Source organism: Streptomyces sp. NBC_00210 (assembly GCF_045160975.1).
GTDB lineage: Bacteria > Actinomycetota > Actinomycetes > Streptomycetales > Streptomycetaceae > Streptomyces.
This window is the reverse complement of record NZ_CP108120.1, coordinates 2,423,010-2,449,351: the sequence shown is the minus strand read 5'-3', so window position 1 is coordinate 2,449,351 and position 26,342 is coordinate 2,423,010. Positions and strand designations below refer to the sequence as shown.

Sequence of the window (26,342 nt, the reverse complement as noted above, 5' to 3'; positions counted from 1 at the left end):
GACTCATTGTCGGTGCCAGGTCAGCGCGCGAGCCACGCCGTGGTGTACGTGTCGATCTCGGCCGCGATCCGCGCCTTGCCCGCCGGGTCCAGGAAGGACGCCTCCACCGCGTTCTTGGCGAGATCGGCGAGACCGCGCTCGTCCAGCTGAAGCAGCCGGGCGGCGACCGCGTACTCGTTGTTCAGGTCGCTGCCGAACATCGGCGGGTCGTCGCTGTTGATCGTCACCAGCACACCGGCCGCGACCATTTCCTTGATCGGGTGCTCGTCGAGGTCGGTGACCGCGCGGGTGGCGATGTTCGAGGTCGGGCAGACCTCCAGCGGGATCCGGTGCTCCGCGAGATGGGCGAGCAGCTTCGGGTCCTCGGTCGCGCTGGTGCCGTGGCCGATGCGCTCGGCGCGCAGCTCGTTCAGCGCGTCCCAGATCGTCTGCGGTCCGGTCGTCTCACCGGCGTGCGGCACGGAGTGCAGGCCGGCCGCGATCGCGCGGTCGAAGTACGGCTTGAACTGCGGCCGCGGCACACCGATCTCGGGGCCGCCCAGACCGAAGGACACCAGGCCCTCGGGGTGCAGATCCACCGCCAGCCGCGCGGTCTCCTCGGCGGCCTCGAGACCGGCCTCGCCGGGGATGTCGAAGCACCAGCGCAGTACGACGCCGAGCTCGGCCTCGGCCGCCTTGCGGGCGTCCTCGATCGCCGCCATGAAGGCCTTCTCCTCGATGCCGCGGCGGGTGGAGGAGAAGGGCGTGATGGTCAGCTCGGCGTAGCGGATGTTCTGCCGGGCCATGTCCCGCGCCACCTCGAAGGTGAGCAGCCGTACGTCCTCAGGAGTGCGGATCAGATCCACGACCGAGAGGTAGACCTCGATGAAGTGCGCGAAGTCGGTGAAGGTGAAGTAGTCGGCGAGGGCCTCGGGGTCGGTGGGGACCTTGGAGTCGGGGTGGCGGGCGGCCAGTTCGGCGACGATGCGCGGGGACGCCGAGCCGACGTGGTGCACATGCAGCTCGGCCTTGGGAAGCCCCGCGATGAAGGGGTGCAGATCGGTCATCGGGGTCCTCCGTGTGGGACGGCCGGGTGAGGGCGTGTACGAGGGTTGTTCGGGTCAAGGATCATCGTAGGGGGGCCCGGTCGAGGACCGGACGCAGGCCGTAGCATGGCCGCGGACCTCAATGGGGGAGAACGTATGTCAGACAACCAGGCCTGGTCGGCGGGCGGGCCCGAGCCCCGCGACCGCGATCCGTGGGCTCCGCCGGAGAGCAGCGCGGCGCAGCCCAAGGTGCCGTTGGAGAAGCCCGGCGCCGCAGCGGGGCCGACGGCCTCGCCGGTGCACAACCAGCCGACGGTCACCTCGATGCCCAGCGTGGAACCCGTGGTCGGCATGGGTGCGGTGCCGCCGCCCCCGGTAGCCCCGGGCGGACCGGCCCAGGCCACCCCCGGCCCGTACGGCTACCCCGCCCCGAGCACCCCGCAGCCCGGCGTCGGCGATCCCTACGGCGGCTACCCCGGATACCCGGGCTACCAGAACTACGGCCAGACCGGCTGGCAGGCCGCCCCCGCCAATGGCATGGGCATCACCGCGATGGTGCTCGGCATCCTCTCCGTCTGTCTCTTCTGCCTGTACGGAATCGTTGCGGTCGTCCTGGGCGTGCTCGCCCTGATCTTCGGCATCCTCGGCAGGAAGCGTGCCCAGCGGGGCGAAGCGACCAACGGCGGTATGGCGCTGGCCGGGATCATCCTCGGCTCCGTCGGCATCGCGATCGGCGCGATCGTCATCGGGCTGCTGGCCTGGGGCATCACCACGGCGATCAACGAGGACAGGAAGCACGACGGCGTCAACGACGACTACTCGAACTCCCTGGTGCTGGGCGACGCCCTTCCGGCCCCCGCCGCCACCCGCTGACAGCGGCCGCCCCGCCCGGCCGGTGCCGCCCCGCCCGGCCGGGGTCGCCCCACTGGGCGGGGTCAGCCCGCCCGCCGTGTCAGCCTGCCGGCCGGGGTCAGCCCCGCTGGGCCCCGGCCGTGCGCAGTTCCTCCCGCGCCTCCATCAGCGCGAAGCCCAGCAGATTGAGCCCGCGCCAGCGCGACGGGTCCTGTGCCCGCTCGTCGTCCGCGGCCAGCCCGATGCCCCAGACCCGGTCCACCGGGCTGGCCTCGACGAGCACCCGGTCCCCGGTGGCCAGCAGAAAGTCGCGCAGCTCGACATGTTGTCCGAACTTGTGCACGCTGCCCGAGCGCACGATGGCGAACCGCTCGCGCTCCCATATCGCGTCGTCGAAGCCGCGCACCAGCCGCCCCGCCCGCTTCGCCACCGCCGGGCTCTTCGCCTCGAGCGCCTGCCGCTCGGCGTCCGCGTCGCCGAAGAGCCGCGCCTTGTGCGCCATCATCCAGTGCTCGGCCGTTGCGTACCGGACGCCGTCGACCACGAAGGGTGACGGCCACCACTGGCTGAGGCAGCTTGCGCCGACGGATCCGTCCCGGCGCGGCGCGTGGCCCCAGAAGTGCAGATACTTGATTCGCCTGTTACTGCTGACCTGCTCGATCAGCTCTTCCATCCCCATGCACGCGAGTCTGGCATCCACCACTGACACTCCGTACGCCTAAGAGCTACCTGACCCGACACATGGTCGACCGATTCCGTCGCGTAACCAAAAGGCAACAACGGAATCACTTGTTGGACGGGTATTGCTCTGTCAGGATCGGCACTCAACCCGAGCCGGAGCAACGGAGAGCGTGATGGGCAACCGCTTCCAGGCACAGGACCGCTTCGCGGACGGCGCGCAGTACATCGGCGGCCGGTTGCGGTCCGGCACCTCAGGACGCACGCAGGACATCGTGAACCCCGCCAACGGCGAGCCGGTCCACACCTATGAACTGGCCTCGGCCGCGGACGTCGACGACGCCGTGGCCGCCGCCCGCGAGGCCTTCCCCGGCTGGGCGGGCGCCACCCCGGGTGAGCGCTCCGACGCCCTGCACCGCTTTGCGTCCGTCCTCGCCGAGCAGGCCGAGGACCTCGCGTACGCCGAATCCCTGCAGTGCGGCAAGCCGATCAAGCTCAGCACCGAGTTCGACGTGCCGGGCACGGTCGACAACACCGCCTTCTTCGCCGGCGCCGCCCGCCATCTCCAGGGGCAGTCGGCCGGTGAGTACAGCGGCGACCACACCTCGTACGTACGCAGGGAGCCGATCGGCGTCGTCGGCTCCATCGCCCCCTGGAACTACCCGCTCCAGATGGCGGCCTGGAAGGTCCTTCCGGCCATCGCCGCAGGCAACACCATCGTGCTGAAGCCCGCCGAGGTCACCCCGCTCACCTCGCTGATGTTCGCCGCGGCGGCGACGGAGGCCGGGATTCCGGACGGCGTCGTCAATGTCGTCAACGGCGCGGGCAGGGACGCGGGCGAGCACCTGGTCGGCCACCCCGACGTGGCCATGACCTCCTTCACCGGTTCCACCCCGGTCGGCAAGCGTGTCGCCGAGATCGCCACCGCCACCGTCAAGCGTCTCCACCTCGAACTCGGGGGCAAGGCCCCGTTCGTGGTCTTCGACGACGCCGACCTGGAGGCCGCCGTCCACGGCGCTGTCGCGGGCTCGCTCATCAACTCCGGCCAGGACTGCACGGCCGCCACCCGCGCCTATGTCCAGCGGCCGCTGTACGACGCCTTCGTCAGCGGTGTCGCCGATCTCATGGCGACCGTCCGCCTCGGCGACCCGCTCGACCCGGCCACCGACCTCGGCCCGCTGGTCTCGCACCTCCAGCGCGACCGCGTCGCGGGCTTCGTCGACCGGGCACGCGCCTATGCCACCGTCGTCACCGGCGGCGAAGCACCCCAGGGAGAGCTGAAGAGCGGCGCCTACTACCGGCCCACCCTCGTCGCCGGCGCCGCGCAGGACAGCGAGATCGTCCAGTCCGAGATCTTCGGCCCGGTCCTCGTGGTCCTCCCCTTCGACTCCGACGACGAAGGCATCGCACTCGCCAACGACACCCCTTACGGTCTCGCCGCCTCCGCCTGGAGCCGTGACGTGTTCCGCGCGAACCGCGCCACCCGAGAGATCAAGGCCGGCTGTGTCTGGGTCAACGACCACATTCCGATCATCAGTGAGATGCCCCATGGCGGATACAAGGCCTCAGGCTTCGGAAAGGACATGTCGGTGTACTCCTTCGAGGAGTACACGCAGGTCAAGCACGTGATGTACGACAACACCGCGGTAGCCCGGAAGGACTGGCACCGCACCATCTTCGGGGACCGATAGCCAGCCCAGCCCAGCGCCGCTCGACCGGCGGCACCATCCCGAAAGGGCACAGCGCATGGATCAGCACGAGCCGGACGTCCTGTCCGCAGCCCAACTGGCGGCGATGCGACGCAGCATCACCAGCGGCCGGGGCGCCCTCACCCGCCGTTCGATGCTGCGCGCCGGCGGTATAGGCGCGCTCACCGTCGGCGGCCTCGCCTCCCTGAGCGCCTGCGGCATCCCGCCCGCGAAGCGCGAGGGAGAAGGAGCGGTCTCGGACGACCACTCCGAGGCGGAGAAGCGGATCAGCTTCTCCAACTGGACCGAGTACATGGACGTCAGCGAGGACGAGAAGCACCGTCCCACGCTGGAGCAGTTCACCAAGCGGACCGGGATCAAGGTCAAGTACACCGAGGACATCAACGACAACGTCGAGTTCTTCGGAAAGATCCAGCCGCAGCTCGCCGCCGGCCAGGACACCGGCCGTGACCTGATATGCGTCACCGACTGGCTGGCCGCGCGGATGATCCGGCTCGGCTGGGTGCAGAAGCTCGACGCCTCGCTGCTGCCGCACGCGTACGCCAATCTCTCCGCGCAGTTCCGCAGCCCCGACTGGGATCCGGGTCGCGCCTACTCCTACCCGTGGACGGGCATTTCGACCGTCATCGCCTACAACGTCAAGGCGACCGGCGGCAAGAAGGTCGACTCCGTCACGCAGCTCCTCGACGACCCCACGCTCAAGGGCCGGGTCGGCTTCCTCACCGAGATGCGTGACTCGGTCGGCATGACGCTGCTCGACATGGGCAAAGACCCGGCCAAGGTCAACGACGCCGACTACGACGCGGCGATCGGGCGGCTCCAGAAGGGCGTCGACAAGAAGCAGATCCGGCGCTTCACGGGCAACGACTACACCTCGGACCTGGACAAGGGCGATATCGCTGCCTGTCTCGCCTGGGCCGGTGACCTCATTCAGCTTCAGGTCGACAACCCCGACATCAAGTTCTCGATCCCGGCCGCCGGTTACATGACCTCCTCCGACAATCTGCTGGTCCCGGCCAACGCCAGGCACCAGAAGAACGCCACCCGGCTGATCGACTACTACTACGAGCTCCCCGTCGCCGCCCAGCTCGCCGCGTACATCAACTATGTGTGCCCGGTCGAGGGCGTCGCCGCCGAACTCACCAAGATCGACAAGTCGCTTGCCGAGAACACGCTGATCCTCCCGGACAAGGCCATGGCCGCCAAGTCCCACGCCTTCCGCTCGCTCAGCAGCGCGGAGGAGAAGGCGTACGAAGAGAAGTTCGCCAAGCTCATCGGCGCCTGACCTGCCCCCTGCTCCCCTCGACACCACTGGGACCGCGACCCATGACTGAAAAGACAGAGGGCGGCGACGTCCGCCTCTCCGGGATCAGCAAGACCTTCGGCAGCTTCACGGCCGTCCATCCGCTCGATCTGACCATCCCGCAGGGCTCGTTCTTCGCCCTGCTCGGCGCTTCCGGCTGCGGAAAGACCACCACCCTGCGGATGATCGCCGGTCTTGAGGACCCGAGCACCGGAACGGTGTTCCTCGGCGACAAGGACGTGACCGGCCTGCCGTCGTACAAACGCCCCGTCAACACTGTCTTCCAGAGCTATGCGCTCTTCCCGCACCTCGACATCTACGAGAACGTCGCCTTCGGACTGCGCAGGCGCGGCATCAAGTCGGTGAAGAAGCAGGTCGGCGACATGCTCGACCTCGTCGAGCTCGGCGACTTCGCCAAGCGCAAGCCGCACCAGCTCTCCGGCGGCCAGCAGCAGCGCGTAGCCGTGGCACGCGCGCTCATCAACCACCCCCAGGTGCTGCTCCTCGACGAGCCCCTCGGCGCCCTCGACCTCAAGCTGCGCCGCCAGATGCAGTTGGAGCTCAAGCGCATCCAGACCGAGGTCGGCATCACCTTCGTGCATGTCACCCACGACCAGGAGGAGGCCATGACCATGGCCGACACGGTCGCGGTCATGAACGGCGGAAGGGTCGAGCAGCTCGGCGCGCCCGCCGAGCTCTACGAAAACCCGCAGACCACCTTTGTCGCCAACTTCCTGGGCACCTCCAACCTCATCGAGGCCGAGGTCGCGTCCAACAGCGGCGGCGAGGTCATCGTCACGGCCGCCGACGCCAAGCTGCGGCTGCCCGCCGAGCGCTGCGCCACCCAGCCGCGCACCGGCGGGAAGCTGCTGGTCGGCGTGCGCCCGGAGAAGATATCGCTGTCGCACGCGGACGACGCGGGCACGATCAACGACGGCCGCAACCGGTTCACCGGCAAGATCGCCGACTCCAGCTTCATCGGCGTCTCCACGCAGTTCGTCATCGACAGCCCGGTCTGTCCGGAGCTGGAGGTGTACGTACAGAACATCGAGCGGGACCCGCGTCTGGTGCCCGGCGCCGAGGTCGTCCTGCACTGGAACCCGGAGCACACCTTCGGTCTCGACGCCGCCCAGGACATCGACGCCGGTGTGGAGACGGTGGAGGAGACGCCATGACCGTCACCGAGGCACCGCCCGCCTCGCCCGTCGCCGAGCCGGTCGTCCACAAACAGTCCGTACGCCGCAAGCTCGTCCCGTACTGGCTGCTGCTGCCCGGCATACTCTGGCTGGTCGTCTTCTTCGCGCTGCCGCTGGTCTACCAGGCCTCGACATCCGTGCAGACGGGCTCCCTCGAAGGGGGCTTCAAGGTCACCTGGCACTTCCAGACCTACTGGGACGCGCTGACCGAGTACTACCCGCAGTTCCTGCGCTCGGTCCTCTACGCCGGCACGGCCACGATCCTCTGCCTGCTGCTCGGCTACCCGCTCGCGTATCTGATCGCGTTCAAGGCGGGCCGCTGGCGCAACCTGCTGCTGGTCCTGGTCATCGCGCCGTTCTTCACCAGCTTCCTGATCCGCACGCTCGCCTGGAAGACGATCCTCGCGGACGGCGGCCCGGTGGTGAACGTGCTGGACAGCGTCGGCTTCCTGGACGTCACCGGCTGGCTCGGCATGACCGAGGGCAACCGGCTGCTCGCCACCCCGCTCGCGGTCGTCTGCGGTCTGACCTACAACTTCCTGCCGTTCATGATCCTTCCGCTGTACACGTCGCTGGAGCGGATCGACCCGCGGCTCCACGAGGCGGCCGGGGACCTCTACGCGAAGGGGTCCACCACCTTCCGCAAGGTGACCTTCCCGCTGTCCATGCCCGGCGTCGTCTCCGGCACCCTGCTGACCTTCATCCCGGCCAGCGGTGACTACGTGAATGCCGAACTGCTCGGCTCCACCGACACCAAGATGGTCGGCAACGTCATCCAGTCGCAGTTCCTGAGGGTGCTCGACTACCCGACCGCGGCCGCGCTGTCGTTCATTCTCATGGCGGTCGTGCTGATCATGGTCACCGTCTACATCCGCCGGGCCGGAACGGAGGACCTGGTCTGATGCGCTGGATACGGAACAACCTTGTGGTCATCGCCGGGCTGATCACGCTCGCGTACTTGATCCTGCCGAACATCGTCGTGATGGTGTTCTCGTTCAACAAGCCTGCCGGGCGGTTCAACTACTCCTGGCAGGAGTTCTCCACCGACGCCTGGAAGGACCCGTGCGGGGTCGCCGACATGTGCGGCTCGCTCTCCCTCTCCCTCCAGATCGCGCTGTGGGCCACCATCGGCGCGACCGTCCTCGGCTCGATGATCGCCTTCGCGCTGGTCCGCTACCGCTTCCGGGCGCGTGGCGCGGTCAACTCGCTGATCTTCCTGCCGATGGCGATGCCCGAGGTCGTCATGGCCGCATCCCTGCTCACGCTCTTCCTCAACCTGGGCGCGGAGCTGGGCTTCTGGACCATCCTCATCGCGCACACCATGTTCTGCCTCAGCTTCGTGGTGGTCGCGGTCAAGGCGCGTGTGCTGTCGATGGACCCCCGGCTCGAGGAGGCCGCGCGCGACCTGTACGCGGGACCTGTGCAGACCTTCGTACGGGTCACGCTGCCGATCGCCGCTCCCGGCATCGCGGCCGGCGCGATGCTCGCGTTCGCGCTCTCGTTCGACGACTTCATCATCACCAACTTCAACTCGGGCAACACGGTCACCTTCCCCATGTTCGTGTGGGGCTCGGCGCAGCGCGGCACGCCCGTCCAGATCAATGTCATCGGCACAGCGATGTTCGCCATCGCCGTGCTGATCGTGGCCGGTGGCCAGATCATCAGCGGCCGGCGGAAGAACAGCGCCTTGTCCAAGTAGCTCCGAAGGAGTGGAAACCATGGCCCCAGCTGCCATGACCTTTGCCTCATCACTCTCCGACGCCCAGCCCGTCTCCTATTGGCTGGACGACCCCGGCAAGCCCGGCGCGCTGCCCGCGCTGACCGGGGACGAACACTGCGACCTCCTCGTCGTCGGCGGCGGCTACAGCGGACTGTGGACCGCGCTGCTGGCCAAGGAGCGCGACCCCGGCCGGGACGTCGTACTGATCGAAGGGCGCGAGGTGGGCTGGGCCGCCTCGGGCCGCAACGGCGGCTTCTGCGCCGCCTCCCTCACCCACGGCCTGGGCAATGGCCTCGCCCGCTGGCCCGACGAGCTGGCCACGCTGGAGGAGCTCGGCAACCGCAATCTCGACGCGATCGAGGAGACGGTCGACAAGTACTCCATCGACTGCGACTTCGAGCGCACCGGTGAGATCGACGTCGCCACCGAGCCCCACCAGCTCGAGGAGCTCCACCAGATGTACGAGGAGGTGCGCGGGCTCGGCTTCACCGGCTTCGAACTCCTCGACCAGGACGCGGTACGCGCCGAGGTGAACTCCCCGACCTTCCTCGGCGGGCTGTGGGACCGGCGCGGCGTAGCCATGCTGCACCCCGCCAAGCTCGCCTGGGGTCTCAAGCAGGCCTGCTCGGACCTCGGCGTACGCATCTACGAGAACACCAGCGGCCTGGAACTGGCCTCGTCCGGCGACAGGACCGTGGTCCGCACCCCGTACGGCCGTGTCTACGCCGACCGCGTCGCGCTCGGCACGAATGTCTTCCCGTCCCTGGTCAAGCGGGTGCGCGCGTACACCGTCCCGGTCTACGACTATGCGCTGATGACCGAACCGCTCAGCACCGGGCAGCTGGCCGCGATCGGCTGGAAGCGACGGCAGGGGCTCGGCGACAGCGCCAACCAGTTCCACTACTTCCGGATCACCGCCGACCACCGGATTCTCTGGGGCGGCTACGACGCGATCTATCCGTACGGCGGCAAGGTCACCGCCGAGATGGACCACCGGCCCGAGACCTATCTCAAGCTCGCCGGCCACTTCTTCCAGTGCTTCCCGCAGCTGGAGGGGCTGCGCTTCAGCCACGCCTGGGGCGGCGCCATCGACACCTGCTCGCGCTTCTCCGCCTTCTTCGGTACGGCGCACGGCGGCAAGGTCGCCTATGCCGCCGGGTACACGGGTCTGGGCGTGGGAGCGACCCGCTTCGGAGCGGACGTCATGCTCGACCTCCTCTCCGGCGCGCAGACCGAGCGCACCCAGCTGCAGATGGTGCGCAGCAAGCCGCTGCCCTTCCCGCCCGAGCCGGTGGCCTGGGCCGGTATCGGCCTCACCAAGTGGGCGCTGGCCAGGGCGGATGCCAATGGCGGCAGGCGTAATGCCTGGCTGCGGACGATGGACAAGCTCGGCCTCGGCTTCGACAGCTAGGGCCTGCCCGAGGCCGCAGCAAGACCGCGTCGAATTCGTCGAATTGGTGGTCAGAACCCGCGTAATCCTCCGCGCCGAGCCCGCTCTCCCCGTGTGAACGCAACTTTCGTGCACACGGAACGGGGGCCGGAACAATGGCTGGCTCGGGGGTCAGGACTGCGGTGGAGTGGCTTGCGTCGGTGGCGCCGGACCCGGATGCCTGCCGGTGGGAGTGGGAGCGCAACCCCCTCGGGGTCGCCCTGCTGCCCGCCGGCCGGCGCTGGGACGTGCTGATCCTGCCCGGCGAACTGGGCTGCCCGACGCTCGGCGTGCTGACGCGGCTGGTCGACCGGCCGGGACCGGTGCTCGTCGCCGACCTGGGCGATGTACGTATGGGTTTCTTCGTGCCGCGGGGCACGGCAGAACGCTGGGTCGGCACGGGCGTACGCAATGCCGGCACCGGCTCCTGGATCGTCGTCCCGTACCCGGGGTGGCCCACCCGAGGCGTGCGCTGGCTGATAGCTCCCGACGGCTCCGGCACGCTCACCGATCCGGCGCTCCTTGAGCTGGCGATGCACGAGGCTGCCGCCGAAATCGCCTGCGCCGACCGGCACTGACAGCCCCTCGCGCTGCCGGAGGGCTTGACAACGGCATTGGTCTGGACCAAATTGTGCGCGCCCCCACTCAATCCCCCCATGCCCGGAGGCAGTTGTGGACCGCACCAGACTCTTGGCCGCCCTTTCGGCGGCCGCCCTCGCCATCAGCGGACTCGTGGCCTCGGCCAACGCCGCCACAGCCGCCGACACCGAACTCGCCCGCAACGGCGGCTTCGAGGCGGGCCTCGACGGCTGGAGCTGTACGGCGGGCAGCGGCGCCGTCGTCAACTCGCCTGTCCACGGTGGCAGTTCCGCGCTGAAGGCCACTCCCGCGGGCAGCGACAACGCCAAGTGCAGCCAGACGGTCACGGTCAAGCCCAACTCCGACTACACACTCAGCGGCTGGGTCCAGGGCAGCTATGTCTACCTCGGCGCATCCGGTACCGGCACCACCGACGTCTCCACCTGGACGGCGTCGGCGCCGAGCTGGCAGAAGCTCGCCACGACCTTCCGCACGGGCGCGTCGACCACCTCAGTGACGATCTACATACACGGCTGGTACGGCACCCCCGCCTACGCCGCCGACGACCTCTCGCTGCTCGGCCCCGGCGGCGACCCGGTCCAGATCCCGGCCGCGCCCACCGGGCTCACCGCCCAAAACCCCGGCTCCACATCCATCCCGCTGAGCTGGTCGCCCGTCTCCGGCGCCGCCGGCTACAACGTCTACCGGGCCGGCACCAAGGTCCTCTCCGTGACCGGGACTTCGGCCACCGTGACGGGGCTCGCGCCCTCGACGTCGTACAGCTTCCAGGTCACCGCGACGAACAGCGCCGGCGAGTCCCCGAAGTCCGCCGCCGTCACCGCGACCACCACCAGCGGTGGCAACCCGGGCACGGGCCTGCCCGCCCACGCCCTCGTCGGCTATCTGCACGCCAGCTTCGCCAACGGCTCCGGCTATACGCGCATGGCGGACGTGCCCGACTCCTGGGACGTCATCAACCTCGCCTTCGGCGAACCGACCTCGGTCACCTCGGGCGACATCCGCTTCAGCCTCTGCCCGGCGAGCGAGTGCCCGAACGTCGAGTCGGCCGCCGACTTCAAGGCCGCCATCAAGGCCAAGCAGGCGGCGGGCAAGAAGGTCCTGATCTCCATCGGCGGTGCCAACGGCCAGGTGCAGCTCTCCACCACGGCCGCCCGTGACACCTTCGTCTCCTCGGTCTCGAAGATCATCGACGAGTACGGACTCGACGGCCTGGACATCGACTTCGAGGGTCACTCCCTGTCCCTGAACACCGGCGACACGGACTTCCGCTCCCCGACCTCACCGGTCATCGTCAACCTGATCTCGGCGATCAAGACCCTCAAGGCGAAGTACGGCTCCGGCTTTGTGCTGACCATGGCTCCGGAGACGTTCTTCGTGCAGCTCGGCTACCAGTACTACGGCTCGGGCCCCTGGGGTGGCCAGGACCCGCGCGCCGGGGCCTACCTCCCGGTCATCCACGCCCTGCGCGACGACCTCACCCTGCTGCACGTCCAGGACTACAACTCCGGCTCGATCATGGGCCTGGACAACCAGTACCACTCCATGGGCGGCGCGGACTTCCACATCGCCATGACCGACATGCTGCTGACCGGCTTCCCGGTCGCGGGCGATCAGTCGAAGTTCTTCCCTGCGCTGCGGCCCGAGCAGGTGGCCATCGGCCTGCCGGCATCGACCCAGGCGGGCAACGGCCACACCACGCCCGCCGAGGTGAACAAGGCGCTGGACTGTCTGACGAAGAAGGCCGGCTGCGGCTCGTACCAGACCCATGGCAGCTGGCCCGCGCTGCGCGGACTGATGACCTGGTCGATCAACTGGGACCGCTTCAATCAGTGGGAGTTCTCGAAGAACTTCGACGCGTACACATGGAGTTGACCAGGAGCAGCAACCCGCCCAGGCACCAGCTGCCGATGACGTCCAGCGGCCAGTGATAGCCGCGCAGGACCAGTCCGATGCCCGTCGCCACACTGAGCACCATGGCGACGGGCATCGCCCATCGGCGCCCGACATACGGGGCCAGGAGCAGCGCGGCGCCGCAGTAGGCCACCATCGCGGTCGCGGTATGGCCGGAGGGGTAGAAGCCGCCCGCCTCGGTGAGCGGTCCCTGACGGTCGATCAAGGACTTCAGGGGCGTGACGAGCACAGGGACCGCGGCCATCGTGAGGACGGCACCGAGTACTTCGAGACGCCGGGTGCGAGCGTCGCGCCGGAGGGTGTACCAGACCGCCGCGGCCAGCACCGGCAGCGCGAACTCCTTGCTGCCGAGGTCCGCCAGCAGATCGGTCAGCGAGCTGGGCCCATGCCCGACGATCCTGAGCTCGATGCGTTCGTCCAGGGACCGCAGCGGCCCGTCGGTGGCCACCTGCCAGGTGACCAGCGAGAAGACGAGGGCGTACAGCGCGCCGAGCGCCGTACGAGGAAAAGCCGGCCTCCTCGGAACAGGGGGGGTGGTTCCGAGAGGGCCGGCCGGACCGGTTTGCCGCGCGCCCCGGGGGGTTTGGGGCGGGCGGCCATCCGATCGGTGAGGAGTTCCGGAGCCAGAAGCTCCAGTGGTGTGCGCGAGGGCACGACCAGGACGGGGCTGGGGATGCTCCGGCCTGGGGTCGCTCGCAGTCCCCTGCGAGCGGGGTGTTTCTCTCATCTGCAGAAACCGTACGGCAGCGAGCGGGGGGACCGACAGCCGGATCTCCATCCCGCCATCGGCCCCCCACAGAGTCTTCACAGGCCCTGACCGTTCGCCCCGGTCAGACGCCTGCGAACGCCTGCTCGATGATGTCCAGACCCTCGTTGAGCAGGTCCTCTCCGATCACCAGCGGGGGCAGGAAGCGCAGCACATTGCCGTACGTGCCACAGGTCAGAACCAGCAGACCCTCGGCGTGGCAGGCCTTGGCGAGCGCGGCGGTGGCGGCCGGGTTCGGCTCCTTGGTGTCCCGGTCCTTGACCAGCTCGATGGCGATCATCGCGCCGCGGCCGCGGACGTCGCCGATGATGTCGAACTTCTCGGCCATCGCGGTGAGGCGGCCCTTCATGACCTCCTCGATGCGCTTGGCCTTGCCGTTGAGGTCGAGCTCCTTCATGGTCTCGATGGCACCGAGCGCACCGGCGCAGGCGACCGGGTTGCCGCCGTACGTACCGCCGAGGCCGCCCGCGTGCGGGGCGTCCATGATCTCGGCGCGGCCGGTCACGGCGGCGAGCGGCAGGCCGCCCGCGATGCCCTTGGCGGTGGTGATCAGGTCGGGGACGATGCCCTCGTCCTCACAGGCGAACCACTGGCCGGTGCGGCAGAAGCCGGACTGGATCTCGTCCGCGACGAACACGATGCCGTTGTCCTTGGCGAACTGCGCGATGGCCGGCAGGAAGCCCTTGGCGGGCTCGATGAAGCCGCCCTCGCCGAGGACCGGCTCGATGATGATCGCGGCGACGTTGTCGGCGCCGACCTGCTTGGAGATCTGGTCGATGGCCTGGGCGGCGGCCTCGGGACCGCAGTTCTCCGGGCCGGTCGGCCAGCGGTAGCCGTAGGCGACCGGGACGCGGTAGACCTCGGGGGCGAACGGGCCGAAGCCGTTCTTGTACGGCATGTTCTTGGCGGTCAGCGCCATCGTGAGGTTGGTGCGGCCGTGGTAGCCGTGGTCGAAGACGACGACAGCCTGGCGCTTGGTGTAGGCGCGGGCGATCTTGACGGCGTTCTCGACGGCCTCGGCGCCGGAGTTGAACAGCGCGGACTTCTTCTCGTGGTCACCCGGGGTGAGCTCGGCGAGGGCCTCGGCGACCTCCACGTACCCCTCGTACGGCGTGACCATGAAACAGGTGTGGGTGAAGTCGGCGAGCTGCGCGGCGGCACGGCGTACGACGGCCTCGGCGGAGGCGCCGACGGAGGTCACGGCGATGCCGGAGCCGAAGTCGATGAGGCGGTTGCCGTCCACGTCCTCGATCACACCGCCGCCGGCGCGGGCGGTGAAGACGGGCAGCACGGACCCCACACCGCCGGCGACCGCGGCGGTACGGCGGGCCTGCAGCTCGATCGACTTAGGACCGGGGATGGCGGTGACGACGCGGCGCTCCTGCGGGATTGCGGTCATGAGGGGCTCCTGTGGGTGTTCCGGACGCTTTTCTTCGCAGGCTAGGCCGGGGAGAGGGGGACAGGCATGCGCCTTTCGGGAGTGTTGGGGGGTGTGTCGTTGTCCGCGCCGGACATAGTCGGGCCGGGGCGGAGGGTCCTCGCGCTGCCTGCCGGTCCACGACCGCGAGGTGCTGTGTCTGCCCGGGGGAAGGCGCCCCCGGACGCCCACCATGACGTGAATCAGTGAACTACCCCGGCCAGGGCACTAGATTGACGGGTGCACAGAGCGGGCCTGGCTGGTCAGGGGGCAGCGGTTTCATGGATTCCGAAGGCACATTCGACGCACGCGGCACACGGTCCAACCCGGTGCCACGGCCCGCGAGGCCGCCCGTCGTGCCCGGGATCCCGGCCATCCCCGGCCACGCACCCACCACCCGCCCCGCCGTCGTCGACTGGCTGCGCACCCCGCGCCCGGCCGCCGAGCCCGGCATCTGGCGCCTCGGCCACCGCTCCCGGCCCGACGAGGAGCCCGAGCTCGTCCCCGCCCGCCGGCTCTTCACCGGCGCCCTCATCGCGCTGCTCAGCGGCTGGCTGCTGTGGTCGCTGCTGTGGAACGGCTACCTGGGCCGCTATTGGCTGTGGCCCTTCCTCGTCCTCACCCCGGACTCCTGGAACGGCACCATGGCCCAGGTAGTCGCCTCGTACGCCTACTACGCGATCGTCGGCGGCGGCCTGCTCGTGTTCTTCGCCCGGATTGGCCATGTGCCGGAGATCTGGCAGCGCTATGTGCGCCGCGCCGACAAGCACGTCCGCATCCCGACGCCGCCCCCCGAGACCGATCCCGCCGACTGGCCCGAGCTGCGCTCCGCCGGCCTGGTGGACGCCGCGCAGGCTTTGTCCGAAGCCACCCGTTCCGGCGCGCTCGGCGATGTCGACTACGCAAGGATCCGGCGCGCCTGGCAGGGCGTCCACGCCCGGCCGGAGCGGCTCGCCGCGTTCACCGACACCGTGCGCAAGCACGGCGCGGCCGCCTGCGCCCATCCCTCCGGCGTACGCGACCTGCCGGTCCGCAGCGCCACCCACGATCTCGCCACCGCCCAGGTCAAGATCGGCACCGCCGTCGACGACCGGCGCAACCCTTACGCCCGCCGCACCACCGGCGTCGCCCTCGAGCCCGCTCTCCTCGGCACCTCGCTGCTCGCAGTAGGGCCCTCCGGGTCCGGCAAGAGCGTGCGCCTGGTGCGGCCCGTCGTCGAGTCGATGTGTCTGCTCGCGCTCGCCAACCGCGCGGCCGTCGTCGCCGTCACGGCGTACGGCACCGGGCTCGCCCCCGACGACGCCTTCGACCTCGTCATCGCCGTCGGCCGCCCCGAGTCCACCCATGACCTCGACCTCTACGGCGGCGCCGACGACCCCGACGAGGCCGCCCGGGTGCTCGCCGAGGCGCTCGTCGGGGATCTCGCCGCCACCCTGCCCGGCGGCGACAGCAGGCGCGCCGCCACCGCGCTGGCCCAGCTGATCGGGCCGTACCAGAGCGTCCACGGGCACTTTCCGGCCGTACCGGAGCTGCGTGAACTGCTCGGCGGCGCACCCGGCGCGATCGGCGTGCTGCGCACCGCCCTCGAGACCGGGACCGACCCCGGTGCCGCCGCCCAGCTGCGTGAACTGGACGCCCGCGAGCGGCAGTCGGCCCGCGCCGACGACATCGGCGTCCTGCTCGCCGAGCGGATCGCCTTCCTGGACCGGCCCGCGTTCGCGGACTTCTTCCGTACGGACGGCACCGGCCGGCAGTTCTCGCTGCGCGCCATCGAGCACCCGCTCCGCGTCCGCATCGACCTGCCCGAGCGCGGCCACGCCGAAGCCTCACGGATCATCGCGCGCCTGGTGCTCGCCCAGTTCACCGAGGCCGCGCTGAACCGCTCGGACCGCTCGCTGTTCGGCGCTCTCGTCCTCGACGACGCGACGTACACCGTGACCGCCGACTCGGTGCGCGCCGTGCAGCGGCTGCGCTCCGCCAACGCCGGGGTGGTGTTCGCGCTGCGCACCCTGGAGGACGTGCCGGAGCCGCTGCGCGGCCCGCTGCTGGGCGCGGTCGGCTGCCGGATGGCGTTTGCCGGGCTCGCCCCCTGGGACGGCGGCCGGTTCGCCGAGACCTGGGGCACCGAGTGGGTGCAGACCCGGGACGTCACCAACCGGCAGATCATCTCCGACGAGCCCCTCACCAAGGCGCTGCACATGATGCGCCGCCTGGTGACCGGCAAGGCGGCCACCGCCGAGGCGATCACGGTGCGTGAGGTCGAGCGGGCCCGCTGGTCGGCCTCCGACCTGGCGCACGCCGTGCCCGCCGGACACGCGGTGCTCTCCCTGACGACCGTACGGGGCGAGCACACGCCGCCCCTTCTGGTGGATCTCAGAACCTGAGCAGAGCCCCCGTACTGCTACGCCCTGGCAGAATCGACGTACGCCGTTCATACGGGACGGCAAAATCACTTTCACCTCTGCTCGAAGGGCCCACGGTCCCCATGCCGCCCACGCTCGCCTCGCTCGTCCAGCACTCGGCGCTCAAACTCAGCGTGCGCGCCGGGGAGGACCGGCTGGAGACGCCGGTGCGCTGGGCGCATGTCAGCGAGCTCGCCGACCCCGTGCCGTACATGGAGGGCGGCGAGCTGCTCCTTGTCACGGCGATGACCCTGGACGCCGAGGACCGCGAGGCGATGCGCCGCTATGTGCGCAGGCTGGTGGCCGCGGGCGTCGTCGGGCTCGGCTTCGCGGTCGGCGTCTACTACGACGACATCCCCGACGCGCTCGTCGAGGCGGCCAAGGAGGAGGACCTGCCGCTGCTCGCCGTGCCGCGACGTACCCCTTTCCTCGCCATCAGCAAGGCCGTCTCGGCGGCGAACGCGGCCGACCAGTACCGCGCGGTGACCGCCGGCTTCGAGGCACAGCGGGAGCTGACGCGGGCCGCACTCGCCGAGGGGCCCGCCGCGGTAGTCACCAGGCTCGCCGCGCATATCGACGGCTGGGCCGCGCTGTACGACGCGTCCGGCGCCGTCGTTGCCGCAGCACCCGAATGGGCCGCGCGCCGGGCGGCCCGGCTCACCGCCGACGTGGAGCGGCTGCGGGAGCGGTCCGCGCCCGCGAGCGCGGTGGTCGGCGACACGGACGACGACCGGGTCGAACTGCAGTCGCTGGGCACCGGCCGCCGGGTGCGCGGGGCGCTGGCCGTGGGCACCGGAGCGCCGCTGGGCACTGCCGAGCGGTATGCCGTGCACTCCGCCGTTGCCCTGCTCACCCTCTCCACGGAGCGTTCACGCTCACTTCAGGAGGCCGAGCAGCGCCTCGGCGCCGCGGTGCTGCGGATGCTGCTGTCCGGCCAGCCCGACCATGCGCGTGCGGTCGCCGGAGATCTGTACGGCGGGCTGCTCGACGCCCCCTTCCGGCTGCTGATCGCCGAGCCGACGGTGGAGCCGGACCCCGCAGCGGAGCACCCGCTGCAGGCTTTCGCCGAATGGCTGGAGTCGGCCGCGGCCCGGGCCGGGGAGCCGATGATCGCCGTGCCGGACATCGACGACCGCCTTGTGGTGCTGGCCGCGGACGGCGGTGCGGTCGTCGCGGCCTGCACGGCGGAGTACGCGGACAAGGGGGCCGACGACGCCGAAGCGGTCGTGGGGCTCTCCGCGCCCACCGGACCGATTGCCGCAGCGGGCGCGTACAAACAGGCCGAACAGGCCCTCTCGGTCGCCCGGCGGCGCGGCCGCGCACTCGTCGAGCATGAGGAACTCGCCGCGGGATCGGTCCTCCCGCTGCTCGCGGACGACGCGGTGCGCGCCTTCGCGGACGGCATGCTGCGGGCGCTGTACGAACACGACGCGACCGGCCGCGGCGATCTGGTCGCCTCGCTGCGCGCCTGGCTCTCGCGCCACGGTCAGTGGGACGCGGCGGCCGCCGATCTGGGCGTGCACCGCCATACGCTGCGCTACCGGATGCGCCGGGTCGAGGAGATCCTGGGCCGCTCGCTCGACGACCCGGATGTGCGGATGGAGCTGTGGCTGGCGCTGAAGGCGACGGCAGGCGGCACGGCAGAATGAGACACCCGCGGAAGAATTTTCCTTTCCTGTGCCCGAAGTCGGGCAAAATCGTTGGAGTTTGAGGGCTCGAATACCTAGGGTCCTGCCTCGTGGTCACCAACTCCGGCACTCCTGAGGCCGGCCCCCCCGAGGCAGGCACCCCGGCAAGCGGCAGCGCCGCGGCCGATTCCCCGCCAACCGACACCCCGCCGACCGACACTGCCGGACCGGCCGCGCCCGGCCCCCGGATATCCGGCGCGGTCTGGGGCGCGCTCGCCATCGTCTACGTCGTCTGGGGCTCCACCTACCTCGGCATCCGCATCGTCGTCGAGACCATGCCGCCGTTCCTCTCCGCAGGGGCCCGCTTCATCGTCGCGGGCCTGCTCCTCGCCGGGCTCGTGGCCTGGCGGCAGGGACCGTCGGCGCTCAAGGTCACCCGCTCCCAGCTCGCCTCGGTCGCCCTGGTCGGCCTGCTCCTCCTCCTCGGCGGCAACGGCCTGGTCGTCCTCGCCGAGACCTCGGTACCCTCCGGGCTCGCCGCCCTGCTGATCGCCGTCGTGCCCACCTGGGTGGTGCTCCTGCGCCGGAGCTTCGGCGAACGGCCCGGCCTCGGCGCGTACTGCGGCGTCCTGCTCGGGCTCGCGGGCCTCGCCGTGCTGACCCTGCCCGGTCTCAGCGGCGACGTACGCCTGTGGGGCGTCCTCACGGTGATCGGCGCGACTCTCATGTGGTCGGTCGGCTCCTTCTCCTCGTCGCGCATCCCGATGCCCGCGAATCCGTTCGCGGCGAGCGCGTACGAGATGGTCGCCGGCGGCATCGGCTGTCTGCTGGTGGGCCTCGGCCGGGGCGAGCAGCACGGCTTCGCCGTCGGCGAGGTCTCGGCCCGCTCCTGGACCGCGCTCGGCTATCTCGTCGTCTTCGGCTCGCTCGTCGCGTTCACGGCGTACGCCTGGCTGCTGCACTCCGCGCCGCTGTCCCTGGTCGCCACCTACGCGTATGTGAACCCGGTCGTCGCGGTCCTGCTCGGCGCGCTGATCCTGGACGAGCAGCTGAGCTGGCCGATCGCCGTCGGAGGCGCGGTGGTGGTGACGGGGGTCTGCCTGATCGTGTCGACGGAACGCCGCCGCTAGGGCCTGTCTTCCGGATCTTGCCGGGCTCGCGTGCCCTGGCACGCGCACTGATCCGGCCTGATCCAAAAGACAAGCCCTGGGCGTCATATCGGCAGCGCACGCCAAAGCGTAGGAGAGCGTCCGCCGACCACTCCACACCGGATAAACGCGCAGACGCCGTCCCGGTCCTACCGTGGGGCAGAGACAACCCCATCTACTTCGGAAGGGCCGGGACATGACTTCCACCCACGCCTTCTGGCTCGCCGGCCGCCAGGCCACCGGCGAGACCGCCTTCGACGTCACCTCCCCCTGGGACGGACGTCTTGTCGGTCAGGTCTCCGTCCCGACCGATGCCCAGGTCGAGGAGGCCGTCGCCGCCGCGCACGCGGTGCGCGACGAGTTCGCGGCCACCCCGGCACACGTACGCGCCGCCGCCCTCGACCATGTGTCGAAGCGGCTCGCCGAGCGCACCGAGGAGATCGCACAGCTGATCTCCGCCGAGAACGGCAAGCCCGTCAAGTGGGCCCGCGGCGAGGTCGGCCGTGCCGTCTCCGTCTTCCGCTTCGCGGCCGAGGAGGCTCGCCGCTTCAACGGCGGCGAGGCCCAGCGCCTGGACACCGACGCCGGCGGCCAGGGCCGCCTCGCGCTCACCCGCCGCTTCCCCAAGGGCGCCGTCCTCGGTATCGCGCCGTTCAACTTCCCGCTGAACCTCTGCGCCCACAAGATCGCCCCGGCGATCGCCGTCGGCGCGCCGATCATCCTCAAGCCCGCCCCGGCGACGCCGCTGTCCGGGCTGATCCTCGGTGAGCTGCTCGCCGAGACCGACCTGCCGGCCGGCTCGTGGTCCGTGCTCCCGGTGCCGAACGACAAGATGCCCGCCCTCGTCCAGGACGAGCGCCTGCCGGTCATCTCCTTCACCGGCTCCGACAAGGTCGGTTACGCGATCATGGACTCGGTGCCGCGCAAGCACTGCACCCTGGAGCTGGGCGGCAACGGCGCGGCCGTCGTCCTCGCCGACTTCGCCTCCGAGACGGACCTGGACTGGGCGGCGACCCGTATCGCCACCTTCTCCAACTACCAGGGCGGCCAGTCCTGCATCTCCGTGCAGCGGGTGATCGCCGACGCCACCGTGTACGACCGGCTGCTGCCGAAGGTCGTCGCGGCCGTCGAGGCCCAGGTCACCGGCGACCCGTCCGACTCCGCAACCGACGTAGGCCCGCTGGTCAGCGAGGACGCCGCCAAGCGCGTGGAGTCCTGGGTCGACGAGGCGGTGCAGGCGGGCGCGAAGCTGCTCGCCGGCGGCAAGCGCGAGGGTGCGTCCTACGCGCCGACCGTCCTCGCGGACGTCCCCGCGGACACGACGATCGCCTGTGAGGAGGTCTTCGGGCCGGTCCTCACGGTCACCAGGGTCGACGGCGAGAGTGAGGCCTTCGCCGCGGTCAACGACTCCAAGTACGGCCTGCAGGCGGGCGTGTTCACGCACAACGTGCAGACCGCCTTCCGCGCCCACCGCGCCCTCGAGGTCGGCGGCGTGATCATCGGCGACGTCCCGTCGTACCGCGCGGACCAGATGCCGTACGGCGGAGCCAAGCAGTCCGGCGTGGGCCGCGAGGGCGTGCGCTACGCGATGGACGACTACACGTACGAGCGGGTGCTGGTCCTGACGGGCGTCGCTCTCTGAGCTCTCCGAGTACGTGACGGACCGGCGGCCGGAGCCCACTGTGCGGGGGCTCCGGCCGTTGCCGTACCTCCGGCGCAGTTCCCTCGACTGCGGTACGCAGACTGGTGGAGAGGGCGGGAATCGGGTACTACGGACGAGTAGCACCGGTCGGTAAGGCGAAGTGCGCCCCGGCCGACGCCCCCGGAAATCCCGACTCGCGGCGAGGTGAGCCTCATGTCCGCACCACTCGACACGACACAGACTCCGAAGGTCAGTGAGCGCGAAGCACGACAGGTCGCCGAGGCCGCGCGAGAACAGGACTGGCGCAAGCCCAGCTTCGCCAAGGAGCTGTTCCTGGGCCGCTTCCGGCTGGACCTGATCCATCCGCATCCGATGCCCGCGGACGAGGACACACGGCGGGGCGAGGCGTTCCTCGCGAAGCTGCGCGACTTCTGCGAGACGAAGATCGACGGAGCGCTGATAGAGCGCGAGGCGCGGATCCCCGACGAGGTGATCAACGGTCTCAGGGAGATCGGCGCGCTCGGCATGAAGATCGACACGAAGTACGGGGGCCTCGGCCTCACCCAGGTGTACTACAACAAGGCGCTGGCCCTGGTCGGCTCGGCGAACCCGGCGATCGGCGCGCTGCTCTCGGCCCATCAGTCGATCGGCGTACCGCAGCCGCTGAAGCTCTTCGGCACCCAGGAGCAGAAGGACACGTTCCTGCCGCGGCTGGCCAGGACGGACATCTCGGCCTTCCTGCTCACCGAGCCGGACGTGGGCTCCGACCCGGCCCGCCTCGCCACCACGGCCGTGCCCGACGGCGACTCGTACGTCCTCGACGGCGTCAAGCTCTGGACGACGAACGGTGTCGTCGCCGACCTGCTCGTGGTGATGGCCCGCGTGCCGAAGTCGGAAGGCCACAGGGGCGGCATCACGGCGTTCGTCGTCGAGGCGGCGGGCGAGGGCATCACCGTCGAGAACCGCAACGCCTTCATGGGCCTGCGCGGCCTGGAGAACGGCGTCACCCGCTTCCACCAGGTGCGCGTCCCCGCCGCGAACCGCATCGGCCCCGAGGGCGCCGGCCTCAAGATCGCGCTGACCACCCTCAACACCGGCCGTCTCTCGCTGCCCGCGATGTGCGTCGGCGCCGGCAAGTGGTGCCTGAAGATCGCCCGCGAGTGGTCGGCCGTCCGGGAGCAGTGGGGCAAGCCGGTCGCGAAGCACGAGGCCGTCGGCGCCAAGATCTCCTTCATCGCCGCGACCACCTTCGCCCTCGAAGCGGTCGTCGACCTCTCCTCGCAGATGGCCGACGAGGACCGCAACGACATCCGCATCGAAGCGGCGCTCGCCAAGCTCTACGGCTCGGAGATGTCCTGGCTGATGGCCGACGAGCTGGTCCAGATCCGCGGCGGCCGCGGCTTCGAGACGGCGGACTCGCTGGCGGCACGCGGCGAACGGGCCGTGCCGGCCGAGCAGATGCTGCGAGATCTGCGCATCAACCGCATCTTCGAGGGCTCGACCGAGATCATGCACCTGCTGATCGCCCGTGAGGCGGTCGATGCGCACCTCAAGGTGGCGGGCGATCTGATCGACCCGGACAAGTCCCTGGGCGACAAGGCGAAGGCAGGCGCACAGGCCACCGCCTTCTACGCCCGCTGGCTGCCCAAGCTGGTCGCGGGCCCCGGCCAACTCCCGCGTACGTATCGCGAGTTCCACCCGGCAGGCCATGCGGACCTCTCCGGCCATCTGCGCTACGTCGAACGCTCGGCCCGTAAACTGGCGCGCTCCACCTTCTACGCGATGTCGCGCTGGCAGGGCCGGATGGAGACCAAGCAGGGCTTCCTGGGCCGGATCGTCGACATCGGCGCGGAGCTCTTCGCGATGAGCGCTGCCTGCGTCCGCGCGGAACTCCTGCGCAGCACCGATGGCCACGGCCGCGAGGCATACCAACTGGCAGATGTGTTCTGCCGCCAGTCCCGCATCCGCGTCGAAGAGCTCTTCAACCGGCTGTGGTCCAACACCGACGACCTCGACCGCAAGGTGGTGGACGGCGTGCTGTCCGGCACGTACACCTGGCTCGAAGAGGGCATCATCGACCCGAGCGGCGAGGGCCCCTGGATCGCAGACGCAACACCGGGCGCGTCCGACCGCGCCAACGTCCACCGCCCGATCCGCTAGTACCTTCTCGACCGCGCCGGCCTCCCTGCTCCCACTCGGCCCATGAACGCCCAGTGGGAGAGGTTCCGCGCGGGGCGGAAGACCGGCGCGCAGGGACGCACTGTCCGGTCGGACAGGTGGAGCGGCCACAATGGGGGGATGAGCGACAGCCCATCCCCCCTCGCCGACCCGCACCTCGTCTTCGACGCGACCGAAGGCCGCCGGGACGTCGTCGTCCTCGGCTCCACCGGGTCCATCGGCACGCAGGCCATCGACCTGGTCCTGCGCAACCCCGAGCGCTTCCGCGTCACCGCACTCTCCGCCGCCGGCGGACGGGTCGGACTCCTCGCCGAGCAGGCGCGGCAGTTGCGCGTCGACACGGTCGCCGTGGCCCGCGAGGACGTCGTGCCCGCGCTGCGCGAGGCGCTGGCGGAGCAGTACGGCACCGAGCCCCTGCCCGAGATCCTGACAGGACCCGACGCCGCCACCCAGCTCGCCGCCTCCCCCTGTCACACCGTGCTCAACGGCATCACAGGCTCCATCGGCCTCGCCCCCACCCTCGCCGCGCTCGAAGCCGGCCGCACGCTCGCCCTCGCCAACAAGGAGTCGCTCATCGTCGGCGGGCCGCTGGTCAAGGCCCTTGCCAAGCCCGGCCAGATCATCCCCGTCGACTCCGAGCACGCGGCCCTCTTCCAGGCGCTGGCCGCCGGAACGCGGGCCGACGTACGCAAGCTCGTCGTCACCGCCTCCGGCGGCCCCTTCCGCGGGCGTACGAAGGCCGAGCTCGCCGATGTCACCCCCGAGGCCGCCCTGGCGCACCCCACCTGGGCGATGGGCCCGGTGATCACGGTGAACAGCGCCACACTTGTCAACAAGGGTCTTGAGGTCATCGAGGCGCATCTCCTCTACGACATCCCCTTCGAACGCATTGAGGTCGTCGTCCACCCTCAGTCGTATGTCCACTCCATGGTGGAGTTCTCCGACGGCTCGACCCTCGCGCAGGCCACCCCGCCCGATATGCGCGGCCCGATCGCCCTCGGCATCGGCTGGCCCCAGCGGGTGCCGGACGCCGCGCCTGCCTTCGACTGGACCGAGGCATCGACGTGGGAGTTCTTCCCGCTCGACACCGAGGCCTTTCCCTCGGTGGGACTCGCCCGGCACGTGGGCGAGCTCGGCGGTACGGCCCCGGCGGTGTTCAATGCCGCGAACGAGGAGTGCGTGGACGCATTTCTCGCGGGACGGCTGCCGTTCAACGGAATCATGGATACGGTCACCGAAGTCGTCGCCGAGCACGGTGCGCCCGCCAAGGGAACCTCGCTCACGGTGGCGGACGTCCTGGAAGCGGAGACCTGGGCCCGGGCGCGGGCTCGGGAACTGGCAGTGAAGGCAACAGCGGAGGCTCGCGCATGACGATTCTGTTGACGGTCCTCGGCATTCTGCTGTTTGCGGTAGGACTGCTGATCTCGATCGCCTGGCACGAGCTCGGTCATCTGTCCACGGCCAAGCTCTTCGGCATCCGCGTGCCCCAGTACATGGTCGGCTTCGGTCCGACCATCTGGTCCCGCAACAAGGGCGAGACGGAGTACGGCATCAAGGCCGTCCCCATGGGCGGCTACATCCGCATGATCGGGATGTTCCCGCCGGGGGAGGACGGGCGGATCGAGGCACGCTCGACATCGCCCTGGCGCGGGATGATAGAGGACGCCCGCACGGCCGCGTTCGAGGAGCTCAAGCCGGGCGACGAGAACCGTCTCTTCTACACGCGCAAGCCCTGGAAGCGCGTGATCGTCATGTTCGCCGGGCCGTTCATGAATCTGGTCCTCGCCGTCGCGATCTTCCTCGGTGTGGCGATGACCTTCGGCTTCTCGACCCAGACCACGGAGGTCGCCGGCGTTCAGAAGTGCGTCATCTCGCAGAGCGAGAACCGTGACACCTGTGCCAAGGGCGACCCCGTCTCGCCCGCCCAGGCCGCGGGCCTGCAGAAGGGCGACAAGATCGTCGCCTTCAACGGGCAGCCCGTCGCCGACTGGACCACGCTCTCCAACCACATCCGCGAGACGATCGGCCCGGCCACCATCACGGTCGAGCGCGACGGCAAGCAGCAGGTCCTGCAGGCCACCCTCGCCAAGAACATGGTCGCCAAGAAGAACGCCGACGGCGAGGTCGTCCCCGACAAGTACGTTCCGGCCGGCTATCTCGGCTTCGCCGCGAAGTCCGAGATCCTGCCGCTCTCCTTCACCGACTCCGTCGACCGCATGGGCGACATGATCGAGAACGGCGTCGAGTCGATCGTCGCGCTGCCGTCCAAGATCCCCGACCTGTGGAACGCGGCCTTCAGCGACGGCGAGCGCAAGGACGACTCCCCGGTGGGCGTCGTCGGCGCCGCCCGGATCAGCGGCGAGGTGATGAACCTCGACGCCCCCGCGCAGAACCTCATCGCCATGTTCATGATGCTGCTCGCGGGCTTCAACCTCTCGCTGTTCCTCTTCAACATGCTGCCGCTGCTGCCGCTGGACGGCGGGCACATCGCGGGCGCGCTGTGGGAGTCCCTGCGCCGCACCGTTGCCAAGGTGTTCCGTCGCCCCGACCCGGGTCCGTTCGACGTGGCCAAGCTGATGCCGGTCGCGTACGTCGTGGCGGGGATCTTCATCTGCTTCACCCTGCTCGTGCTGGTCGCCGACATCGTCAATCCGGTCAAAATCAGCTAAGGGCATCCCTTTTGTGGCGGTCGGATACTCTTTGTATCCGGCCGCTCACCTTTGGGTGGACTTTCCGGC

At 70.0% G+C, this 26,342-nt stretch carries 20 protein-coding genes; 16 read left to right on the top strand and 4 right to left on the bottom strand.

Annotated features, from left to right (window positions below):
* Nucleotides 1-20: 20 nt before the first annotated feature.
* On the bottom strand, nucleotides 21-1,046 hold the full coding sequence (locus OG729_RS10890) for an adenosine deaminase (RefSeq protein ID WP_405805767.1): 1,026 nt from the start codon (nucleotides 1,044-1,046) through the stop codon (nucleotides 21-23).
* Nucleotides 1,047-1,181: 135 nt separating this feature from the next.
* Between OG729_RS10890 and OG729_RS10885 the strand changes: the two genes are divergently transcribed.
* The gene (locus OG729_RS10885) at nucleotides 1,182-1,898 is read left to right on the top strand and encodes a DUF4190 domain-containing protein (protein WP_405805765.1); all 717 of its coding nucleotides are present in this window, start codon (nucleotides 1,182-1,184) and stop codon (nucleotides 1,896-1,898) included.
* Between the two features lie 97 nt (nucleotides 1,899-1,995).
* Here the strand turns inward: OG729_RS10885 and OG729_RS10880 are convergent, their stop codons facing one another.
* A complete protein-coding gene (locus OG729_RS10880; protein ID WP_405805764.1) occupies nucleotides 1,996-2,556 on the bottom strand; it encodes an NADAR family protein in 561 nt (186 codons plus the stop codon).
* A gap of 175 nt (nucleotides 2,557-2,731) precedes the next feature.
* Here OG729_RS10880 and OG729_RS10875 point away from each other — a divergent pair, with 175 nt between their 5' ends.
* The 8 genes from OG729_RS10875 to OG729_RS10840 all read left to right on the top strand — a co-directional run bounded on the left by OG729_RS10875 (nucleotide 2,732) and on the right by OG729_RS10840 (nucleotide 12,384).
* Nucleotides 2,732-4,246, top strand: coding sequence for a gamma-aminobutyraldehyde dehydrogenase (locus OG729_RS10875; protein WP_405805763.1), 1,515 nt, complete (start codon nucleotides 2,732-2,734; stop codon nucleotides 4,244-4,246).
* 55 nt (nucleotides 4,247-4,301) lie between these two features.
* Nucleotides 4,302-5,549 carry a PotD/PotF family extracellular solute-binding protein gene (locus OG729_RS10870; protein WP_405805762.1) on the top strand — a complete coding sequence of 416 codons (1,248 nt, stop codon included), beginning with the start codon at nucleotides 4,302-4,304 and terminating at the stop codon, nucleotides 5,547-5,549.
* Between the two features lie 41 nt (nucleotides 5,550-5,590).
* Nucleotides 5,591-6,742 (top strand): ABC transporter ATP-binding protein, encoded by a 1,152-nt coding sequence (locus tag OG729_RS10865; RefSeq protein WP_360875353.1) that lies wholly within the window; start codon nucleotides 5,591-5,593, stop codon nucleotides 6,740-6,742.
* Complete coding sequence (locus tag OG729_RS10860; protein WP_360875356.1) at nucleotides 6,739-7,665, top strand: ABC transporter permease; 927 nt, start codon at nucleotides 6,739-6,741, stop codon at nucleotides 7,663-7,665. The genes OG729_RS10865 and OG729_RS10860 overlap by 4 nt, the downstream gene beginning before the upstream one ends.
* Nucleotides 7,665-8,462 carry an ABC transporter permease gene (locus OG729_RS10855; RefSeq protein WP_328667729.1) on the top strand — a complete coding sequence of 266 codons (798 nt, stop codon included), beginning with the start codon at nucleotides 7,665-7,667 and terminating at the stop codon, nucleotides 8,460-8,462. Before OG729_RS10860 ends, OG729_RS10855 begins: the two co-directional genes overlap by 1 nt.
* Before the next feature lie 19 nt (nucleotides 8,463-8,481).
* On the top strand, nucleotides 8,482-9,894 hold the full coding sequence (locus tag OG729_RS10850; RefSeq protein WP_360875360.1) for an FAD-binding oxidoreductase: 1,413 nt from the start codon (nucleotides 8,482-8,484) through the stop codon (nucleotides 9,892-9,894).
* Between the two features lie 134 nt (nucleotides 9,895-10,028).
* Nucleotides 10,029-10,490, top strand: a complete 462-nt coding sequence (locus tag OG729_RS10845) for a hypothetical protein (protein ID WP_405805760.1) — start codon at nucleotides 10,029-10,031, stop codon at nucleotides 10,488-10,490.
* A gap of 94 nt (nucleotides 10,491-10,584) precedes the next feature.
* Nucleotides 10,585-12,384: a chitinase gene (locus OG729_RS10840; protein WP_405805759.1), complete on the top strand. Its 1,800-nt coding sequence runs from the start codon at nucleotides 10,585-10,587 to the stop codon at nucleotides 12,382-12,384.
* Here OG729_RS10840 and OG729_RS10835 read toward each other — a convergent pair.
* Complete coding sequence (locus OG729_RS10835; RefSeq protein ID WP_360875366.1) at nucleotides 12,335-13,150, bottom strand: phosphatase PAP2 family protein; 816 nt, start codon at nucleotides 13,148-13,150, stop codon at nucleotides 12,335-12,337. The two genes, OG729_RS10840 and OG729_RS10835, sit on opposite strands and share 50 nt — an antisense overlap.
* A gap of 103 nt (nucleotides 13,151-13,253) precedes the next feature.
* The gene (gabT, locus tag OG729_RS10830) at nucleotides 13,254-14,588 is read right to left on the bottom strand and encodes a 4-aminobutyrate--2-oxoglutarate transaminase (RefSeq protein ID WP_360875368.1); all 1,335 of its coding nucleotides are present in this window, start codon (nucleotides 14,586-14,588) and stop codon (nucleotides 13,254-13,256) included.
* A gap of 299 nt (nucleotides 14,589-14,887) precedes the next feature.
* On the opposite strand from gabT, the gene OG729_RS10825 reads away from it, so the two are divergent.
* The 7 genes from OG729_RS10825 (at nucleotide 14,888) to OG729_RS10795 (ending at nucleotide 26,273) form a co-directional block, all read left to right on the top strand.
* A complete protein-coding gene (locus OG729_RS10825; RefSeq protein ID WP_405805758.1) occupies nucleotides 14,888-16,990 on the top strand; it encodes an ATP-binding protein in 2,103 nt (700 codons plus the stop codon).
* Nucleotides 16,991-17,091: 101 nt separating this feature from the next.
* On the top strand, nucleotides 17,092-18,657 hold the full coding sequence (locus tag OG729_RS10820; protein ID WP_360875372.1) for a PucR family transcriptional regulator: 1,566 nt from the start codon (nucleotides 17,092-17,094) through the stop codon (nucleotides 18,655-18,657).
* 227 nt (nucleotides 18,658-18,884) lie between these two features.
* Nucleotides 18,885-19,766, top strand: coding sequence for an EamA family transporter (locus tag OG729_RS10815; protein ID WP_405811102.1), 882 nt, complete (start codon nucleotides 18,885-18,887; stop codon nucleotides 19,764-19,766).
* Between the two features lie 214 nt (nucleotides 19,767-19,980).
* Nucleotides 19,981-21,426, top strand: coding sequence for an aldehyde dehydrogenase family protein (locus OG729_RS10810; RefSeq protein WP_405805756.1), 1,446 nt, complete (start codon nucleotides 19,981-19,983; stop codon nucleotides 21,424-21,426).
* 213 nt (nucleotides 21,427-21,639) lie between these two features.
* A complete protein-coding gene (locus OG729_RS10805; protein ID WP_405805755.1) occupies nucleotides 21,640-23,586 on the top strand; it encodes an acyl-CoA dehydrogenase family protein in 1,947 nt (648 codons plus the stop codon).
* A 138-nt stretch (nucleotides 23,587-23,724) separates the two neighbouring features.
* A complete protein-coding gene (gene dxr / locus OG729_RS10800) occupies nucleotides 23,725-24,975 on the top strand; it encodes a 1-deoxy-D-xylulose-5-phosphate reductoisomerase (RefSeq protein ID WP_405805754.1) in 1,251 nt (416 codons plus the stop codon).
* On the top strand, nucleotides 24,972-26,273 hold the full coding sequence (locus tag OG729_RS10795; RefSeq protein WP_360875381.1) for a site-2 protease family protein: 1,302 nt from the start codon (nucleotides 24,972-24,974) through the stop codon (nucleotides 26,271-26,273). The genes dxr and OG729_RS10795 overlap by 4 nt, the downstream gene beginning before the upstream one ends.
* Nucleotides 26,274-26,342: the final 69 nt, after the last annotated feature.

Coding starts and splice junctions, on each gene's coding strand:
- OG729_RS10890 (WP_405805767.1), bottom strand. CDS start 1,046: ATGACCGATCTGCACCCCTTCATCGCGGGGCTTCCCAAGGCCGAGCTG.
- OG729_RS10885 (WP_405805765.1), top strand. CDS start 1,182: ATGTCAGACAACCAGGCCTGGTCGGCGGGCGGGCCCGAGCCCCGCGAC.
- OG729_RS10880 (WP_405805764.1), bottom strand. CDS start 2,556: ATGGGGATGGAAGAGCTGATCGAGCAGGTCAGCAGTAACAGGCGAATC.
- OG729_RS10875 (WP_405805763.1), top strand. CDS start 2,732: ATGGGCAACCGCTTCCAGGCACAGGACCGCTTCGCGGACGGCGCGCAG.
- OG729_RS10870 (WP_405805762.1), top strand. CDS start 4,302: ATGGATCAGCACGAGCCGGACGTCCTGTCCGCAGCCCAACTGGCGGCG.
- OG729_RS10865 (WP_360875353.1), top strand. CDS start 5,591: ATGACTGAAAAGACAGAGGGCGGCGACGTCCGCCTCTCCGGGATCAGC.
- OG729_RS10860 (WP_360875356.1), top strand. CDS start 6,739: ATGACCGTCACCGAGGCACCGCCCGCCTCGCCCGTCGCCGAGCCGGTC.
- OG729_RS10855 (WP_328667729.1), top strand. CDS start 7,665: ATGCGCTGGATACGGAACAACCTTGTGGTCATCGCCGGGCTGATCACG.
- OG729_RS10850 (WP_360875360.1), top strand. CDS start 8,482: ATGGCCCCAGCTGCCATGACCTTTGCCTCATCACTCTCCGACGCCCAG.
- OG729_RS10845 (WP_405805760.1), top strand. CDS start 10,029: ATGGCTGGCTCGGGGGTCAGGACTGCGGTGGAGTGGCTTGCGTCGGTG.
- OG729_RS10835 (WP_360875366.1), bottom strand. CDS start 13,150: ATGAGAGAAACACCCCGCTCGCAGGGGACTGCGAGCGACCCCAGGCCG.
- gabT (WP_360875368.1), bottom strand. CDS start 14,588: ATGACCGCAATCCCGCAGGAGCGCCGCGTCGTCACCGCCATCCCCGGT.
- OG729_RS10825 (WP_405805758.1), top strand. CDS start 14,888: ATGGATTCCGAAGGCACATTCGACGCACGCGGCACACGGTCCAACCCG.
- OG729_RS10820 (WP_360875372.1), top strand. CDS start 17,092: ATGCCGCCCACGCTCGCCTCGCTCGTCCAGCACTCGGCGCTCAAACTC.
- OG729_RS10810 (WP_405805756.1), top strand. CDS start 19,981: ATGACTTCCACCCACGCCTTCTGGCTCGCCGGCCGCCAGGCCACCGGC.
- OG729_RS10805 (WP_405805755.1), top strand. CDS start 21,640: ATGTCCGCACCACTCGACACGACACAGACTCCGAAGGTCAGTGAGCGC.
- dxr (WP_405805754.1), top strand. CDS start 23,725: ATGAGCGACAGCCCATCCCCCCTCGCCGACCCGCACCTCGTCTTCGAC.
- OG729_RS10795 (WP_360875381.1), top strand. CDS start 24,972: ATGACGATTCTGTTGACGGTCCTCGGCATTCTGCTGTTTGCGGTAGGA.